The sequence below is a fragment of the Flavobacterium cellulosilyticum genome, from assembly GCF_004349355.1.
Classification (GTDB): Bacteria; Bacteroidota; Bacteroidia; order Flavobacteriales; family Flavobacteriaceae; genus Flavobacterium; species Flavobacterium cellulosilyticum.
Window position 1 is genome coordinate 53,646 of record NZ_SMFK01000006.1, and the last position, 17,728, is coordinate 71,373.

The 17,728-nt window shown below is 32.1% G+C and carries 14 protein-coding genes; 1 reads left to right on the plus strand and 13 read right to left on the minus strand.

Annotated elements, in window-relative coordinates:
- Positions 1-116 precede the first annotated feature (116 nt).
- On the plus strand, positions 117-1,514 hold the full coding sequence (locus E0F76_RS10945) for a DUF4403 family protein (protein WP_132005578.1): 1,398 nt from the start codon (positions 117-119) through the stop codon (positions 1,512-1,514).
- Positions 1,515-1,569: 55 nt separating this feature from the next.
- Here E0F76_RS10945 and E0F76_RS10950 read toward each other — a convergent pair whose 3' ends face one another.
- The 13 genes from E0F76_RS10950 to sov form a co-directional block, all read right to left on the minus strand.
- Positions 1,570-1,821 (minus strand): hypothetical protein, encoded by a 252-nt coding sequence (locus E0F76_RS10950; protein WP_132005581.1) that lies wholly within the window; start codon positions 1,819-1,821, stop codon positions 1,570-1,572.
- Positions 1,814-2,353: a DUF420 domain-containing protein gene (locus tag E0F76_RS10955; RefSeq protein WP_132005584.1), complete on the minus strand. Its 540-nt coding sequence runs from the start codon at positions 2,351-2,353 to the stop codon at positions 1,814-1,816. The genes E0F76_RS10950 and E0F76_RS10955 overlap by 8 nt, the downstream gene beginning before the upstream one ends.
- 2 nt (positions 2,354-2,355) lie before the next feature.
- Entirely contained in the window at positions 2,356-3,042 is a 687-nt protein-coding gene (locus E0F76_RS10960) for an SCO family protein (RefSeq protein ID WP_132005587.1), read from the minus strand.
- A gap of 11 nt (positions 3,043-3,053) precedes the next feature.
- Positions 3,054-3,695 carry a hypothetical protein gene (locus E0F76_RS10965; RefSeq protein WP_132005590.1) on the minus strand — a complete coding sequence of 214 codons (642 nt, stop codon included), beginning with the start codon at positions 3,693-3,695 and terminating at the stop codon, positions 3,054-3,056.
- Positions 3,696-3,770: 75 nt separating this feature from the next.
- Positions 3,771-4,121 carry a cytochrome C oxidase subunit IV family protein gene (locus E0F76_RS10970; protein WP_132005593.1) on the minus strand — a complete coding sequence of 117 codons (351 nt, stop codon included), beginning with the start codon at positions 4,119-4,121 and terminating at the stop codon, positions 3,771-3,773.
- Between the two features lie 19 nt (positions 4,122-4,140).
- A complete protein-coding gene (locus E0F76_RS10975; RefSeq protein ID WP_132005596.1) occupies positions 4,141-5,169 on the minus strand; it encodes a cytochrome c oxidase subunit 3 in 1,029 nt (342 codons plus the stop codon).
- A gap of 42 nt (positions 5,170-5,211) precedes the next feature.
- Positions 5,212-5,799: a cytochrome c oxidase subunit 3 gene (locus E0F76_RS10980; RefSeq protein ID WP_132005599.1), complete on the minus strand. Its 588-nt coding sequence runs from the start codon at positions 5,797-5,799 to the stop codon at positions 5,212-5,214.
- A 2-nt stretch (positions 5,800-5,801) separates the two neighbouring features.
- Positions 5,802-6,704, minus strand: a complete 903-nt coding sequence (gene cyoE / locus E0F76_RS10985) for a heme o synthase (RefSeq protein WP_181954041.1) — start codon at positions 6,702-6,704, stop codon at positions 5,802-5,804.
- Between the two features lie 135 nt (positions 6,705-6,839).
- The gene (locus E0F76_RS10990) at positions 6,840-8,963 is read right to left on the minus strand and encodes an energy transducer TonB (RefSeq protein WP_132005605.1); all 2,124 of its coding nucleotides are present in this window, start codon (positions 8,961-8,963) and stop codon (positions 6,840-6,842) included.
- A gap of 13 nt (positions 8,964-8,976) precedes the next feature.
- Positions 8,977-9,720, minus strand: a complete 744-nt coding sequence (deoC, locus tag E0F76_RS10995; RefSeq protein ID WP_132005608.1) for a deoxyribose-phosphate aldolase — start codon at positions 9,718-9,720, stop codon at positions 8,977-8,979.
- A gap of 22 nt (positions 9,721-9,742) precedes the next feature.
- A complete protein-coding gene (locus E0F76_RS19700; RefSeq protein ID WP_132005611.1) occupies positions 9,743-10,129 on the minus strand; it encodes a VanZ family protein in 387 nt (128 codons plus the stop codon).
- Positions 10,122-10,502, minus strand: a complete 381-nt coding sequence (gene gcvH / locus E0F76_RS11005) for a glycine cleavage system protein GcvH (RefSeq protein ID WP_132005614.1) — start codon at positions 10,500-10,502, stop codon at positions 10,122-10,124. The genes E0F76_RS19700 and gcvH overlap by 8 nt, the downstream gene beginning before the upstream one ends.
- Positions 10,503-10,583: 81 nt before the next feature.
- The gene (gene sov / locus E0F76_RS11010) at positions 10,584-17,720 is read right to left on the minus strand and encodes a T9SS outer membrane translocon Sov/SprA (protein WP_132005617.1); all 7,137 of its coding nucleotides are present in this window, start codon (positions 17,718-17,720) and stop codon (positions 10,584-10,586) included.
- Positions 17,721-17,728 lie beyond the last annotated feature (8 nt).

Below are 17,728 nucleotides of genomic sequence, written 5' to 3' on the forward strand. Positions count from 1 at the left end.
ATCGTTAATACTATTTTATCATATAATTTATAAGACTTCATCATCGTAAAAATGTTACAACTTAAGTTCGAAAATTGTGTTGTTTTATTAATTTTGCTTCATCTAAATAAAAAAAAATGTCGAAATTAATTTCCATTCTGTTTGTTTCTTTTTTTACGATTTTGATTGTAAGTTGTTCTTCTTCCAATAAAATAATGGCATTAAAACCTGAACCAGATGATGCCAGTCCATTAATATATGAAAATGAACCTTCATTTATTAATTTGCCAATAATTGTCAAATTAAAAGATATAGAGAACCGTACTAATGGGCTATTAAATGGATTAATTTATGAAGACAACACCATTGAAGACGACGACATTGAAATGAAAGTATGGAAATTAGCTCCTATTTCTATAACCAATGAGAACGGGAAAATAAAAACCGTATTACCTTTAAAGGCATTGATCAAATATCGCATTGGGACAAAAACTTTAGGTGTTGAGTTGTATAACACCAAGGAATTCAACCTTAATGGAACGATTACTTTGATAAGCCATGTTGCTTTGACCAATTGGAAAGTAAACACTAAAACAGAATTTAAATCTTTAGATTGGAATGAAAGTCCAACCATGGTAGTTTTTGGAAAAAATGTTCCAGTAACGTATCTTATCAATCCAACAATAAAACTTTTTAGAACTAAAATCGAAAAAAAAATAGATGATGCGATTGAAAAATCTATGGATTTCAAACCTAATGTTTTAACAGCATTAGAAAAAATATGCACTCCTTTTCTAATGAGCGAAGCCTATGAAAGTTGGTTGCAAATTGTTCCATTCGAAATTTACTCTACCGAAGCCAAACTTAAAAACGATACGTTTTTAATGGATATGGGAATGAAATGCACTATGGAAACGGTAATAGGAAGTCAACCTAAATCAAAATTTGATGCTTCAAAAATAACCATAAAACCAGTGACAAGACTTCCAAATCAAATTACTGCAAATGTCGCTGCAGTTTCTACTTATGCAGAAGCATCAAAGATTATGACAAAGAATTTTTCAGGTCAAGAATTTACTTCTGGTAGCAAAAAAATTACTGTTAAAAAAGTGACTATTTGGCATAAAGACGGCAAAATGATTATTGCCTTAGATGTTTTAGGAACTATAAACGGAACAATTTATTTGACTGGTTTTCCACAATACAACGAACAAACAAAAGAATTGTATTTTGATAAATTAGACTATGTCTTGGACACCAAAAACAAACTAATGCGAACTGCTAATTGGTTAGCTCAAGGTTTAGCTTTAAGAAAAATTCAGGAAAATTGTCGTTATTCTATAATTCCTAATTTAGAAGAAGGAAAACAAAACATATTGAAATACCTAAACAATTATTCGCCAATGCCAGGTGTATATATCAATGGTAAAACAGAAGATATTAAATTTCAAAAAATACAATTGACCAATAAAGCCATTATTGCCTTTATAAAAATTAATGGAACTATTAGTGTAGCCGTAGATGGATTGAAGTAATTTCAGATTTCAGATGGTAGATTTCAAATAGAAATTCCCAATGCATATGTTCTACTTATTTTTTATTTTTTCTCATTCGGTATACAGCATAACCAATAACTCCAACAAGTAAATAGGGAACAACCATAAGGTAAATAATACCGTCATTTACCGCTTGTGCTTGTGCTAGATTACTTTCACCGGACAAAGCTGCTCGACACATAGCGCATTGGGCGTTAGCTGAAAATTGTAAGAGCAAAAAACATAGGACAAAAAATATATTTTTCCTTTGGACTTTCGCCTTTTGACTTTCGACTTTTTTAAACATAATAAGGAGATATCATTAAATAAACTACAACACCCGTAACGGCAACATACAACCAAATTGGAAAAGTGATTCTCGCAATTTTTTTATGTTGATCAAATTTTTCAGAAAGTGCTCGTACATAAGTTATCAAAACCAAAGGAATAACCGCAATAGAAAGTAAAATATGTGAAATTAAAATTATAAAGTAAACAAATTTTACGACTCCTTCTCCTCCAAACTTTGTTGAATCGGATGTCATATGATACGCTACATACATCACTAAAAAGGCAACTGACAGAGCAATTGCCGACGTCATTAATCGCTGGTGTAGTGCTTTGTTTCCATTTTTAATGGCAATCACGCCTGCAACTAAAACAATAGCTGTAATGCCATTTATTCCTGCATATATGGGTGGTAAAAAAGAAAGCGGTTCTACATTGAATCCAAAATCTTTTAGTTTAACACTAAAAAGTAGCGCTACGACAACTGGAATTAAAGTGGAAACTATTATTATTAATTTACTGTATTTTTGTTCTAATGAATTCTCTTTCATTCTTATTCTTTTAATAAAATTGCAATATCCTGTTGAATGTCTCTCACCCCTTTTTTGTCTAAACCGTCATAATATAAAATAGGATTCCCATAATCATCTTTTCTACAACGTATGTTTCCATTTTTATCGATTAATGCAAACAAACCTGAATGTTCAAATCCTCCACGGGCTTTATTATTTTCGCCAGCATAAAGATTAAAACCTTTGTTAGACAAATCAAATATATAGGTTTTATCACCAGTCAAGAAATTCCAATTTTCCGATTTCACTCCTAATAATTCTCGATGCGATTTTAAAACGGAAGGAGTATCATGTTCTGGATCAATAGAAATAGAAACAATTCCGAAATTAGGATTTCCAAAAAAAGTCTTTTCTATATCAAGCAAACTCAAGTTCATTTTAGGGCAAATTGTAGGACAAGTAGAAAAGAAAAATTCTAAAACATAAACTTTACCTTTATATGTTTCATTTGAAATCATCAAGTTGTCTTGGTTTTTCAATTCAAATTTTGGAGCAGGTCCAATTAGAATTAAATTCTTATCCGTTTTTGAAGAATTACTAACTTTATCTAAGCGATCCCCTTTTACGATTTCATTGTTTTGTATTCTATCGACTATTTTTGGAACAGCATAAATTCCAAAAATTAAAATGATAAATGAAATACCAATATAGGATTTGTTTTTAAGCATTTTCTTTAGGTTTAAAGCTGTTTAGTAGCATTATGATTCTTCTTTAAGGCAGCACGGTATTCATATAAGATAACTCTAAAATCATCTAACATCTCATTACTTAATTCTGATGGATGAAAAGTATCATACCCTTCTTTGTATCCTTTCTTTTCTTTTCTACCTCTTAAATTTCTTTCTTTATCAATAATATAAACTTTAGGTGTACCAAAATCAGAATCTAAATTCCCAACAAGTTTTAGTTGTTTATAATACGCTTCAATTTCTTCTGGCGAAGTAAACAAAAAGTGCCATTGGCTAACATCTGTGAAAGCCGACAAAGCATCTACAATTTTCTGTGCATCGTTTTCAGTACCTAGAGGACAAATAACTACAAATTGTAAATCCTTGAAAGTATGGTATTGTTGGTATATCTTTTGATTTAAATTAAAAAAATTACCTCTATTTTTTAAAATATTAGTACCTGAAAAACCAAGAATAGTAATTTTATCGTTAAGACTTACTTTCTCATTTTGCAAAGACTTCCATTTACCAAAATCATTTACCTTAGGTGTAATTACTGGTAACTTTGTAAAACTATTGATTCCAGAGGCGAAAAAAAGATAAGCAACAATAGGCAATATAAAAAGAACAAAAAGAACTATGTTTTTTTTCATTTTTAATGAAATTATTTTGGGTACAAAAATAAAAAATCCCGAGGCTATCGGGACTTTTATTGAATTAATATTTTGTTAAAAATTCCACTTAATAGTTGAATTTTTAAAAACACCAAAAATATAATGCGCTTCTGTTAAAAGAATAAAAAGCAAATAAATTACTAAAAATATTAAAGGCCAAATTACCGCATTCCTAAGAGTTGAAGCTTCTCCTTCCATATGCATAAAAGCATATACTATATAATAAGCTTTTACCAATGTTAATATAATAAATAACCAGTTTAATAAATTCAAACCTAAGAAACTATTCAAGTGTAAAGCTTCTGGTTTTAAAATTCCAAAGAAAACCTCAACAATTGTTATTACGGATAAGATTCCGAAAACAGTCCAAATTCTTTTTGTGTTCGATACGTGTTCGTGTGACATAATAATTACTTTTTGTAAATTAAACTAGATAGAAAACTGTGAATACGAATACCCAAACTAAATCAACAAAGTGCCAATAAAGCCCTACTTTTTCTACCATTTCATAACTTTTTCTTTTTTCGTATGTTCCTATAAGAACATTAAAAAATATAATAATATTTATTATTACACCAGAAAAAACGTGAAATCCGTGAAAACCAGTTATAAAGAAAAAGAAATCGGCAAATAACTTACTACCATATTCATTTCTTGTTAAATTAGCGCCTTCAACAACTAATTTAGCTTGTGACAAACGTTTTTCAGACTCAGCTCTGGTTAAAATTGTTTTGTGTTTGTGTTTTGTTAATTCATGATTAATTGTAGCGTTTGACTTGTCTGCAGCACTTTCTTCGTAAATCACTTCTGTTCTAACTAATAAATCAGGATGTGCTTTGAAACCAGCTTCCACCTCAGCTACAGAATAAGTAGGCAAAGCATCTTCGCTCATAAACCATTTACCTTCGCTTCTTGTCAATTGAACTCTTTCTTCAGGTAATCGAACAGCAAAATCAGCTAAAGCTACACGATGCCCTTCTTTATCAACAAACTGAAGCAAACTACCTCCTTTTGTTTCTATTGCACCATATTCTCCTTTAATGAAGTTTTTCCATTCCCATGCTTGCGAGCCAACGAAAATTAATCCTCCAATAATTGTAAGAAACATATAAAGTACTACTTTATCCTTTTTCATTTGATGTCCTGCATCAACGGCAAGTACCATTGTAACTGATGAAAATATCAATACAAATGTCATAAATGCCACATAATACATTGGTGCCGAAACGCCATGCATAAAAGGGAAGTGAGTAAACACTTCATCGGCTAAAGGCCAAGTTTCAATAAATTTAAATCTTGAAAATCCATAAGCGGCTAGGAATCCTGAAAATGTCAAAGCATCTGATAGGATAAAAAACCACATCATTAATTTGCCGTAACTTGCTCCCATTGGCTGAGTATCTCCGCCTCCCCAAATTTTCTCACCACTATTTGCAGTTGTAACTGTCTCCATAAAAGTTATTCGTTAAAAAGTTCCCAAATCTACAATTTTTTCTTATTTAAAGAAAAATAAAAATAAAAATAAATACACCCACAATAAGTCCAGAAAGTGCCAATACATTGCACCTAACTCAATACCAATAGTTTGAGTCGAATTATATTTTCCTTTTAATTGTTTAAAAATAATAATTATTAGCGCAATTAAACCTCCAAAAAGGTGTGCTAAATGCACCACAGTCACAATATATAAAAATGTTGTTGTTATTGAACTTTCGGCACCAGTAAAATAGTAACCATTAGCAACAATCTCACTAAAACCTACAAATTGCAATATTACAAAAGTTATTCCGAGTGCCAATGTAGTCAAAAGAAATGCAGTAGTTGCACTTTGATTGTCTTTTTTAATGGCTTTTTTGGCCAAATGAAAAGCAATGCTACACCCTATTATCACAGCGGTACTAAAGTAAAAAGCTGTGGGCAATTGAAAATCCTTCAACCAATCCGCTCTGGATTTACTTACTACAAATGCACTTGTAAGTCCCGCAAACATCATCGTCATACTTATCATTGCGAACAAAAGCAATAATTTATATGATCTGTCTGATCTGGTTTTATGCTCTTCGGATGTCATTGTTGTTGTCATAACTATCTTAAAATTTTATCAAATATATATATTAATTGTAATAAAGTAATATAGGAAACACTTACTAACATTAAGGTTCTAGCCGCTTTTGCCGTTCTCAGCTTATATAATTTTACTGCATAAAAAAGCATCCAAATTCCAAGCAAAAATACTAAAACCGCTGCAATTGGTGTAATAAATAATTGCCCTGTATAACCTAATGCCGGCAAAAGTGATGCTATTATTAACCAAACTGTATATAATATGATTTGCAATGCGGTTCCTTTGTCTTTTTTACCTGTTGGCAACATAAAAAACCCTGCTTTTTCATAATCTTCAAATAAAAACCAACCTATTGCCCAAAAATGTGGGAATTGCCAGAAAAACTGAATTAAAAATAAAGTTCCTGCTTCGATTCCAAAATTACCTGTTGCTGCGACCCAACCCAACATAAATGGAATTGCACCAGGAAAGGCACCCACAAAAACCGACAAAGATGTCATTGTTTTTAATGGCGTATAAACACTAGTGTACAAAAAGATGGAAATCGCACCAAACATGGCTGTTTTTGGATTGATGGTATACAATAATACCAATCCAATAATGGTAAGAATACTGGCGATAATCAAAGCAACATTTGGAGACATTTTCCCTGCGGGAACGGGACGATTTTTGGTTCGATCCATCAAAGCATCCAAATCTTTTTCGATAACTTGATTGTAAGCGTTTGATGCACCTACCATACAATAACCTCCAACTGCTAATTTTAGTAAAAGTATCCAATGTAAGGCTTGAAAATCAGTTACGCCAAGTAAAAATCCAGCAATTGACGAAAAAACAACACTAATAGCTAAACCGGCTTTAGTTATGGCTTTGAAATCAGTATAAATAGATTTTATGGAAATGGTATTTGAAGTACTATTCAAAATTAAGTTTATTTGCTTTTTTAAAACTTTGGCAAAAGTAGTTTATCGAAAGGGATTTGGCAAATAAAAAAAACACAACTATCAAAGGTTATGGTTTGATATTTTAGAAATATCAATTCATTTTACTTTGAGTCATTAATAATCAAAATACCAATTAAACACATCCGAGCGAATGCCTATTGAAAACCAAGTTGTACTTTCTTTAAAGACCGTTGCTGTGTTTTGATTTGGATTGAAGTTTCTATAAATAAAACTTCCAAAAAATTTTAGATTTGTGGTTGGATTTACTAAATAACCCGTTTGTAAATCAGCAATAAAAATACTGGTTTTGTTTCCTTGGCCTACAGTTACTCCAGAATTAGCATAGCGATCTACATCATAATCTCTGTAAATGTTACCTCCATAATTCGAATATTCACCTGATTCCGCAAAATCCAAACCTCTTGTTCCAATAGTGAATTTGGCATCGGCAAAAATTCTACCTTTATGATAACGGGCAATCGCTAGGAATTCTTCAAAGTTCGCTCCCCATTGATGCCCCACGCTTTGATTGTTGTGCCCATAGTTTGTAATTGGATCACTGTGTGAATACACATAAGGGCGCACATGATTGTATTCTAACTGCAACAACAAATTATCGACTTTGAATGCATTATAATATTTTACCCCCAGTTGGTATGCAAATTTATTTTTCCAACTGTTTTTCACCCCTTTAACTTCACTAAGTGAAAACTCATCTAAAAGAAATTGTCCATAAAAATTAATCTGGTTGTTCCATTTGTATTTTGAAGTTAAGGCTAAAACTGCATTTCCTGTTCTAGCCGAAGAAGCAAATTCAACAGAACGATAAAAAATAATGGGATTCACAAAATGCATATCAAACCCTCTATTATTAGAATCGGTCCAAATTACTGATTCAAAAAAACCTATGTTCCATCTATTAGTAACATTCAAACTCAAATAATGGTTAGCCATAAATTTTGTTGCATACGTTCGTTCCAAAGTCACTTCAGGACGAACATCTTTGAGCCACATATAGGTATTGGTATATTTTATTTTCCAAAAATTGGTATTGATTTTAAAATAAGGATACGGACTTGCACCATCACCTTCTAACAAAGAGCGGTATCCATCACCTATAAAATTACGGCCATATCCCAATTGTAAATCAATAAATTTTGAAGGCGTAAAAGTTAAATTAGCGTCTGCCGATGGAAAATCGTAAGCATCGGTTTTGAATTCTTTTGAAATTCCAATTCCCGGAATAATAGATGGATTACCTCCTGCAGGTTTAATAGAATTAGCATAACGGTTATAATAATTCGCGAATCTTCCCTGACTTTCAAAGACAGTTGCAGTAAAGTTCAGTTGCGAACCTAATCCTCCTCTTATATTTAAACCTCTTGTATTTACGAAAGTGTTTACTTGTTTATTTCCAGATGCCTTACCTATTTGTAAATCAAAAATTGGATTTAGCGTGAACCAATAGTCTTCACCTTGAATTTCAACTAAATTTTCGTTCCATAATTTTCTTTCCCACCAACCAGAAGCAGTTTTCTTCAATTTCTCATTTTCAGCAGCGAGATTATAATATTTAGCAACTTCTATATAAGTATAAGGCTTAGAAGCAGTGTGATTATTGGCTCCCATTTGATTCATGGCAGCATCAAACTGCGCATAATAACTATGAGAAAAAGGAATATTCAAATGACTCTCGAATTGTGGATTATTGAATTTTTTATATGCAATACTATCTAGTTCAGGAAGTACACTATCTTCCTTTGAAGTTGTTATAGTAACCGCTACACTTTCTAATTTTATTTCATCCGGGTTTTGTAAAGGAATCGAAATCGTAATATTGTATTTGGTGTAGGTAGGTTTCCCGTTGTAAGTAGACGGTTGAATTTTTGGCAATTTAGCAAAAACTCTTTTGGCTTCCTGAATAAGAGCTTCATCTAAGGCATTTACATAAATAACTTTAAAGGTACCATTAACATCAACTTCAAAAAGTACTTTTATTTTTCCTTGAAAATTATTTTGCACTAAACTTTCAGGAACAACAAAATTCTGAAAAACAAAAGATTGTACCTGATAATAAAAACAATTTTCCAATACTTTAGATTGCAAATTTTGGCAATTTGAAAAAACCGGGAATTGATCAGCTGAAATAAGAGATTGTTTTGATTTATCATTCCCTTCTTGTGCAAAAGCCACAAAAGCACAAAGAGATAAAAACAATGTTTGCAATCCTTTTTTCATATTGTGTTTTTTTTTAGTAATCGTCTGCAGCTTTTTGTCCATTTGCAATAGCACTTGCCCCAGAGGTTCCAATGCGTTTCACCCCTAGACGGATCATTTCGACTGCCTCGTCATAGGTTCTCACTCCTCCAGCAGCTTTTACTGGGAGTGGAGAGGCGTTTTCAAGAATCAATTTTACAGTTGGAACAGTTGCTCCATTTGGAAGATTATTTTCTGTTTTGAAAAACCCAGTGGACGATTTAACAAAAACTGACGAATAACTTTCCTCCTTAAAATTAGTGATGACACAATTTTTAATCAATGCTGAAAGTTGAATTATTTGCTTATCCGTTAATGCAGCCACTTCGATAATCCATTTCACAATTTTGTTGTGGGTCAATCCAAGCTGAGTGCATTTGAGAATTTCTTCTTTGACTAAATCTACATTACCTTCTTTAAACACCTCATAATTACATACAAAATCAAGATCGTCCGCTCCATCCTGGATTGCTTTCATTGCTTCGGCTAGTTTGGCTTCTAATCCTGCTTTACCTTCAGGAAAATCAATTACGGTTCCTATTTGCACGGATGATTTGGCTTCAACTATCATTTTACGAGATAAAGTGACCATATCTGGCCTAATCATAATCAATTTGAAATTTTCATCAATTGCTTCTTGAATAAATTTTTTGACTACCACTGTATTTTCGGCTTCACTTAGCCCAGCTTGAGAAGGTGTTTTTAAATAAGTTGAATCTAAGTATTGTTTAATATTCATTTTGAAATATTTATTTTCGCAATTAAATTTTATCTACAATTCCACTGCACTTATTTAAAATCAAAATTGAAACAATCGCTAAAGTTGCTCCAGTTAAATTGGCCAAAACATCAAAAACATCAGCAGTTCTAGTGGTGGTAAAATACTGCTGCATTAATTCAATCGCAACTCCCAAAACAAAGGAGCCAACAAATGACATTATAAGAAGTCTAAAGTTGCTAAAATGATTCCATTTCTTTTTAAAATATAAAAACCATAGTATTGTAAACACAAAATGAAGGAAAGCGTGAATCACTTTATCTAAATTTTCTATGTTCACTTGCGGTAAATCACTAGATTTTATTAGACATAAAAACAATATAAATCCAGTCCAAAATACCGCCAAATAAAAAAAAATATTTTTAAGCACCTACTAAATTTTTGTATGATTCACTAGAAAGCAAAGAATCAACTTCGTCTAGATTTGCAATTTTAATTTTTATCATCCATCCAGCTCCATAAGGATCAAGATTCACACTTTCTGGCGTGTTTTCTAACTCGTCATTAAATTCAATAATTTCTCCAGATAAAGGCAGGAACAAATCTGAAACCGTTTTTACTGCTTCAACAGTACCAAATATCTCATCTTTTTCTAAAGTTTGGTCTAAAGTTTCGACCTCAACATACACAATATCTCCTAATTCTTTTTGTGCAAAATCTGTAATTCCCACTGTTGCTATATCACCTTCAATGTTAATCCATTCGTGATCTTTTGTATACTTTAAATTTACTGGAATATTCATAATAATTGTAATTAAATAATTTAAATTGAAAGACGCAAATGTAACAATCTTCTATTCAAATTTTATTTAAATTTTAATAAATTAATTTCCAAAATTATATCTTATGGTAAATCCAGAACGAATATTGGTCAATGGAAATGATGTTGATATAACCGCTTTTGAAAATGCATGATCATAATAGAAAATCGCAGTTAAATTTTTACTGAACGAATAATCAGCTGTTAATTTTAAGGACCAAACATTTTGCCCTCCTGCTAACTGATTATTGTTATAGTCCAAATAACGTACAATCGTTTGATTATTTCGATAGGACAAATCTGCTTTCATAATAATATCACTCTTTATGATACCCGTTGGACTATCAGCCAATTGTGAAGAAAAAATGACGTCTTTTATTCTATACCCTAGACCTACAACATACTCTATCCCCTTTACTTCAGTCAACAAATTATTGTCAAAACTCATAGATAACGCCCTGTCTTTTTTAATTTCAGTCAGTATTTTTAATGAATTTTTCAATTCAAAATCCATCCTGATAAGTGGACTAAATTGTTCTACTAAATTGACATTAGACAATAAGGTTTTGTTATAAAAATTACTATTTAAGTCCACACCATTCGGGTTTTTATCATATTCAAAATTAGATCTAAAAGCATTTACAGTGTAAGATGCTCTATAATTTTGTTGAAGTGAAAATCGTTTGAAATTCTTTTTGAAAAATTCATAGCGCATTAAGCCGTTGTATTTTATAGACCAGTTAGGTATTGGCATACTTCTGAAAATTCCTAAAGAAACATCAGTTGCATTGCCTCCAGAATAGGCAGCTAAAAATGAAGGTAATAATACAGCTTGATTATTTTTTCCAAATCCTTTAGGATAACCATCTGAATCAGTAATGGATGGATCATAAGAAGGCTCATTTTTTTGGTGCTCCATTGCCAATCTATTTGCAACAGTCAATCTATTACTTCTAAATTCATCAAAGGCTGCTGATGTGTTTTGATCACTTGTAGAAAATGCAGTTTTAATTAATACTGTTGAAATAGAAAACATTCCATAACTGTATGGAGAACGTGAGTTATATCGACCATTTGAAACATCATATTGTTCTGAATAGTTATCAGAATAAGATCTATCGAAAGTTAAGTCAACTTTAAAATCCGGAAATAAATCAATATTTGCAGTTGCTTTAAAAATATCATTATTTACTTGAGTGAAATTTTGATTAAAGTCCTGATAATTTGTTAGCCATCCATTTTTCGCTGCTTCATATCTTACATCATCTTGACTTCCAAAAATAAACCCTAATGTAGGTTTCGAAGAGCCAAAGAATCCAACTCCTGGAATATATCCTGGCAATACAGTTCCGCTGTTTTTAGTATAATTTGCTTGTATGTTTTTCACGCTTGTTAAAACGCCTATGAACCCATTTAAAAATTCATTGCTTTTTGGCGCATTTACATTTGCATTTGAAATTTTTTCTCCAGGTTTAGGAGCTATTGGCTTAGGAATTGTTTTTAGTGCTGTTTTTTTCGTAAGCCCAATATATTTATAAAAGGTATCCATACTAAATGTAGCTGTCAAATTATGAGAACTTGCATTTTGAACTGTATTTCCTAAATTATAATCTGTTCCTTCAATATTGATATTCGACAAAAGTGTTGAAGTTTGTTGCCAATTATAATCCCCAGTATAGGAATAGTTTGATTTTATGAAATTCAAAAATGGGATCTTATTAATAGGCAATTCATAATTCACCACTAATTGTTGCATATGATGATTGGTTTGACCTGGATCCCAGTAACTATCCCATATTGTAAAACTATCATCTGGCTCATTATTTTCATTCAAATAATTCTTTACAATATTATTAGAGGAAGCTGTATAATTAACTTTTAACGATTTTGTTAGATTGTAATTAAATCCATATTGGTAATTAAATCCAAAATTCCTTCTATACAATGGATCTAACCCAATTCCTACGACATCAACTTGTCTAAATTGTTGGCGATTAAACTGTCTATTGATATTGGTATTAAAAGTGATACTTGAAGGCAAATAGTTAAAGTTAAAATCACTTAGCATTTTCCAATAACTACTTTTTTCCATGAATTTTGTTTTCTTAAAAGGCTCGATTGAGACTGGTTTAAAACTATACGCATAGTCAACCGCAGAATTTGCCATCTGATCTTCATAATCTTCAATTTCATAATCATGACGTAAAACTTGATTGTATGATTGTGAAAATGTGAAATTTTCAGGATCATAAATATGTGGTTTTTGTTCCTCGCCTCTTTCTTTTCTAACCCCTATGAAATTGATGCTTTTCCTTTTAGTATAATCAATAGCTCTGTTGTTAATATTATCTCTTTCAGCTCCAATACTAGTATTTGCTAGTAATTGTTTCAATTTAATATCTTCGTTAAACGGATCGTATTCTGGAGTTATTATTTCTTCTCCTACAGCAAAATTAAAAGGCAAAGTAATCTTCCATTTTGGAGGCAATAATTTACCAAGACTTAAATTTGCCACAACATTATATTGTTGAATATCTTCACGGCTTCTTTGATTTGGTCCTTCTTCTAAGGCTCCAAAGCCAATTGTACTCTTTCTTCCTGTTGCGGAAACAGTTGCAAAATCAGCCAAATTCGAATCCACATTCAAAACAGCTGCCATTCCACCGCTATTGTCCATATCTGAAACACGGAGTTCGTTAAACCAAACTTCTCCTTTTATATCTTGATGCGTTTCATTATTTTTCACACCCAACATTAAATTACGAACCATTCCAAAATTAGGATTTCCCCTAATTCCTATTCTTAAATTTGAATCGCCATCACCATCCGGAAAAACATCCAAATGATCATCAGGATAATAAATGGTATCTAATGGTAATGAGGTTTTTGGTGCTTTTACTTTCATGTCAGTAAGTAGAGACAATGCCAAATTTATTTCATTTTCAGCAGGCCAAACTTCTTCAGCACTTAAGGCGGTACAATTAGAAGCCGTAGTTGCTGATGGTGTTGTAACTTTTAAAGGGATTTCTATTTGATAAAAATTTTGCGTAAAATCATTTCCAAAACGAATAAAACCAACCATCTGATTGTCATTAAGTGGCGTCTCACCAGGCAAAGATTCAGCATGTAAAAACATTTTCAGGTTTTTGAATTGACGCATATCCACACTCACATTTTTAAATACTGCTCTAGAGTCTTCTGGCTCCAATCCTTTACCTGAGACTCTCAATGAAAGCGATTGTTCATTTTGTCTGATAATCGAATTATTATTATACAATTGTTCCCGTTGAACTCCAGGAGGAACAATATAATTTACAGGACATCTATCACTGTTTTCTTGAACATTAACAGCCAATACATCTAAGGCAGTTCCGTCGTCTAATATATTTTGATCGTTGTAATCTAACGTATTTGTATATCTTCTCCAATCGCCTCTCACTAAATCCAAAGAACCAAATCGAACTGTTACATCTTTTTCAAAACCAGTCATAAACATTCTCATAAAACGTATGGATCTAAAATCGGATATGTTTCCAATTGTATTTTCGGGTTGTGCAACTGGTATTTTAAACTGAAGCCATCTCGCATCAGTAGTCGAACCATTTGTTAATGTGACTTGGGTGTTTCTAACATCCGTTATATAGTTTTCACCAATGCTCATATTTGGTTTAACATCAATACTATATTCATAATATGCATTTATAGTATTCATTGTATTATCCCTATTGATATCTTCAACATCTGGAATGGCAGAAGAACCTCTATTTGGATCATTTATATCCACAGCTGAATTTCCATCAACTCCATTATAATTTTTATAGCGGTTTAAAACCCCTCCAGTAGTATTCAAATAATAAGTGTAATCATCCGCTGCTGGATCAGGTAAAGAGGCGTAATTAGAATATATTGCTCCTTCTTTTGAATTCGGCAACCCATCTAAACCAACATCTTGAATTTTTCTGTTTGTAGCATTGGCATCAAATGTATAGATTAATGATTGTGATGCTGGCACATCTCCCCAAATGGGTTGTGGATTAACAACTATTTGATCTGGTCCTAATCCATTTTCATATTGTTTCCTACCATCTTTCAATATATCTTCGGAAATTTCACCTAAGTTAAAATATAATTTACCAGTATTTGCAGGCTGAATTTGCCCTGTTCCTACATATGGATCCAATACCCAAAACTGAATGTATTCTACATTTCCTTGCTCAAAATTAGTTGAATTTAAGGATCGCATAATTCCCCCAAAATTATCCTTGGCATTAGCAGCAATATTCAAACCATTATTATAAGGTCCTCTTTCACTAGGAAAATAGGATAAATCTAGTGTATTAATCACCTGAGACTGACCTTGTGCAATATCTGTAAGCGGATATAATTCTTCGTTGTAAATTCGTCGTGTGGAGTTTAATGACATATCATCATTAGAAATTCCCGATGGCTTTTGAGTATAAAACACAGGGTCAATTGTATACCAAGCTAATTTCGCTCTTTTAAACCCATAACTCAAATCGTTTGCACTTGCATTAAAATCATATTTGCTTTCAGCATCGTTCATTGGAGTAGATGACAAACTCCAGGCATAAGCAGATCGCATATCAATTGTGGATTGAGATCCTTCAAAATCATCTACATAAATGGTTGATTCACCTTCAAAACTGTTTCCTTTTGGAGCTTGAGGTTGCAAAAAGGCAATTTCTCCTCTTACTGATAAATTGGACGGAACATCAGTGTCCATATTAGGTAATTTGTTTACCAATCTGGTCAAAAAAGGAACTTCAGTTGAATAATTAGTGTTAAATCCAAAAATATTATTATTCACTGATTCTTGACCAAATCCAGATTTTTGAGTAAATGGTTTCTCACTTAACTTTAAAAAAGTGGCTCCAACTAAAAATTTATCCGAAATATGGTGTTCGACATTGACCCCAAAAAAACGTTTGGTTTGTTGACCAAAAACGGAATTATTTTCTAAAGACACATTTATTGGTGTATTCGAAGCCTGAAGTGATGGATCTAAGATTTGCACTCTACCCAATTGATAATTCACACTATAATCTATTCCTTCTACTAAAACACGTCCTCCAGCAGTAACGACAACTGAACCTCTCGGAACATTGAAAGCCCCAATTGGAATGCCATCTCCTCCAGAAGATTTGTACTTTCCTCTCAATAAGAATTTATTTTTATCACTGTCTTGTAATGCTCCAGATTGTGTATTCGAATACATATTTCTAAAAACATATTTCTTTTGATTAGGATTATAAGTACTGCTGTCTTTATAATTTTCCCCACCGTTTGACAATTTTGAGAACAACAATTCACCAAAAGGCTCTTTTGTAGTAAATATAATCCTACCGTTTTGAGTATCAATTGTCAATCCTTGCATAAAATCAAAGAATCCATCTCCTCCTGTTTGTGGATCATTATTATAATTCAGTTTATCTAAATTGAACACTTTAAGTAACGGCGTTTCAGCTACTTTGTTTTCGGCCAAAGGATTAGAAGGAAATGAACTGCCTGTTACTTCGGTAATATAATTTATTGGCGAAGGATCTGTATATAAAATGTTAAACCTGAAGTTTTCTTGTTTTAATTGATAGGCTCCTGGAATTTGATAGATATTCTTCATCATCAAGTTCCAAACAGGATTTTTGACATTAGTCAAATTGCTTTTCAACATTTTTAAAATCAAACTTTGAGTAATTATCGCTTGTGTTGATTGCGTTCCTCCTGTTACCACAGTTGCATCTACACCATCATTACCAAATTCTCCCACTTGATACACTTGATCTCCAATTGTGTATTGATAGGCTACTGCCAATACTTCATCATTTGCTAGTCTTTGCTGCAAGGAGATATAACCCAGCTGAGCGTTAAAAGTATATTCGTTTGCATTTAATTTTCGAGCATTTTCCAGTTTAGAATAATCAGCTCCTTCATTGATAGTTGCATTAAATCCAGAATTTGAAGTGGCAATTTCTCTAATGTTTTTATTTAACAAACCGGTTCCTCCGTTAATTAATGCAGGATCATATCTATTATTTGAATTGTCTGATGGAGAATCTGCTGCTTTTAGAAACATTCCCGTTGAAGGATCTAAAACCACTACTTCATTATCCTGCAAACCCGTTAATTGCGATTCACCTAAATCTTGAAGTGCAATTACATTTCTTAGATTGTTGCCTGTAGAAGTATTTACACGATTTTGTTTGTTGGTAACCCAAATTTCCAATCTTGAAATTTGAACTCTACTATCTATAAAAGGATAATTTTTTAACGCAGCATCATATTTATTTCTAAAATATTGGGATAGAAAAAAGTGTCGGTCACTATCATAATCAAGGGCATAAATATCAAAATCTTGAATGGTTCCTCCACCTTCAGCAACTATACTTTTCGTCTGTGATTTTTGCTCTGAAAAGACACCTGTAACGGTTGTTTTGCCAAATTTTAATTCTGTTTTTACACCAAATAAATTTTGAGCTCCTCTTATTAAAGAACTATTTAAAGGCATACTTACATTTCCAACTTCAATCTTTTGAACAATGTCATCTTCAGATGGAGCATACTCCAACTTTATTAAGTTTTGAAAAGCAAAGGTTGATTGAGTATCATAATTGAAATTCACATTCAATCGTGTTCCAACTTTCCCCATTAAACTCATACTAATTCTTTGATTAAAATCGAATGTTGTACTGGATCTGTTTCTAGGAGAAAAAGCTGGATTATCTTGCTTGGTATACCGGGCACCAAAATCCATTTCGACAGAACCTGTAGGTTTTACATCTATTGTGTTACTACCAAAAATGGACTCAAAAAGTCCTGACTTTACATAATATCTTGGCAACAAATCTTTTTTAGCCTCTTCACTTCCATCTTTTTTCCCATCAATAGCATCTAATTTTTGTTTAAAATAGTTTCGCATTGATTCTTTTCTCACCAAATCTTCATATTCTTTTGGCGATAAAATGGTTGGGTAATTCGTAGGAAAAGTTCCTATTTTATTAGTATACGTATACATTCCTGTACTAGGATCGTATACATAAGATTTAAGGATACTCTGAGGATCTTGTATTTGAATTTTCCCAGTAGAAAATCCAGTTTGAATTGTATCTTGAGTCGACTGATTTACTTGAGCTTGTGAAACAAAACCACCTAATATCACTAACAAAAATGCACAGATTTTATACACGAATAGTT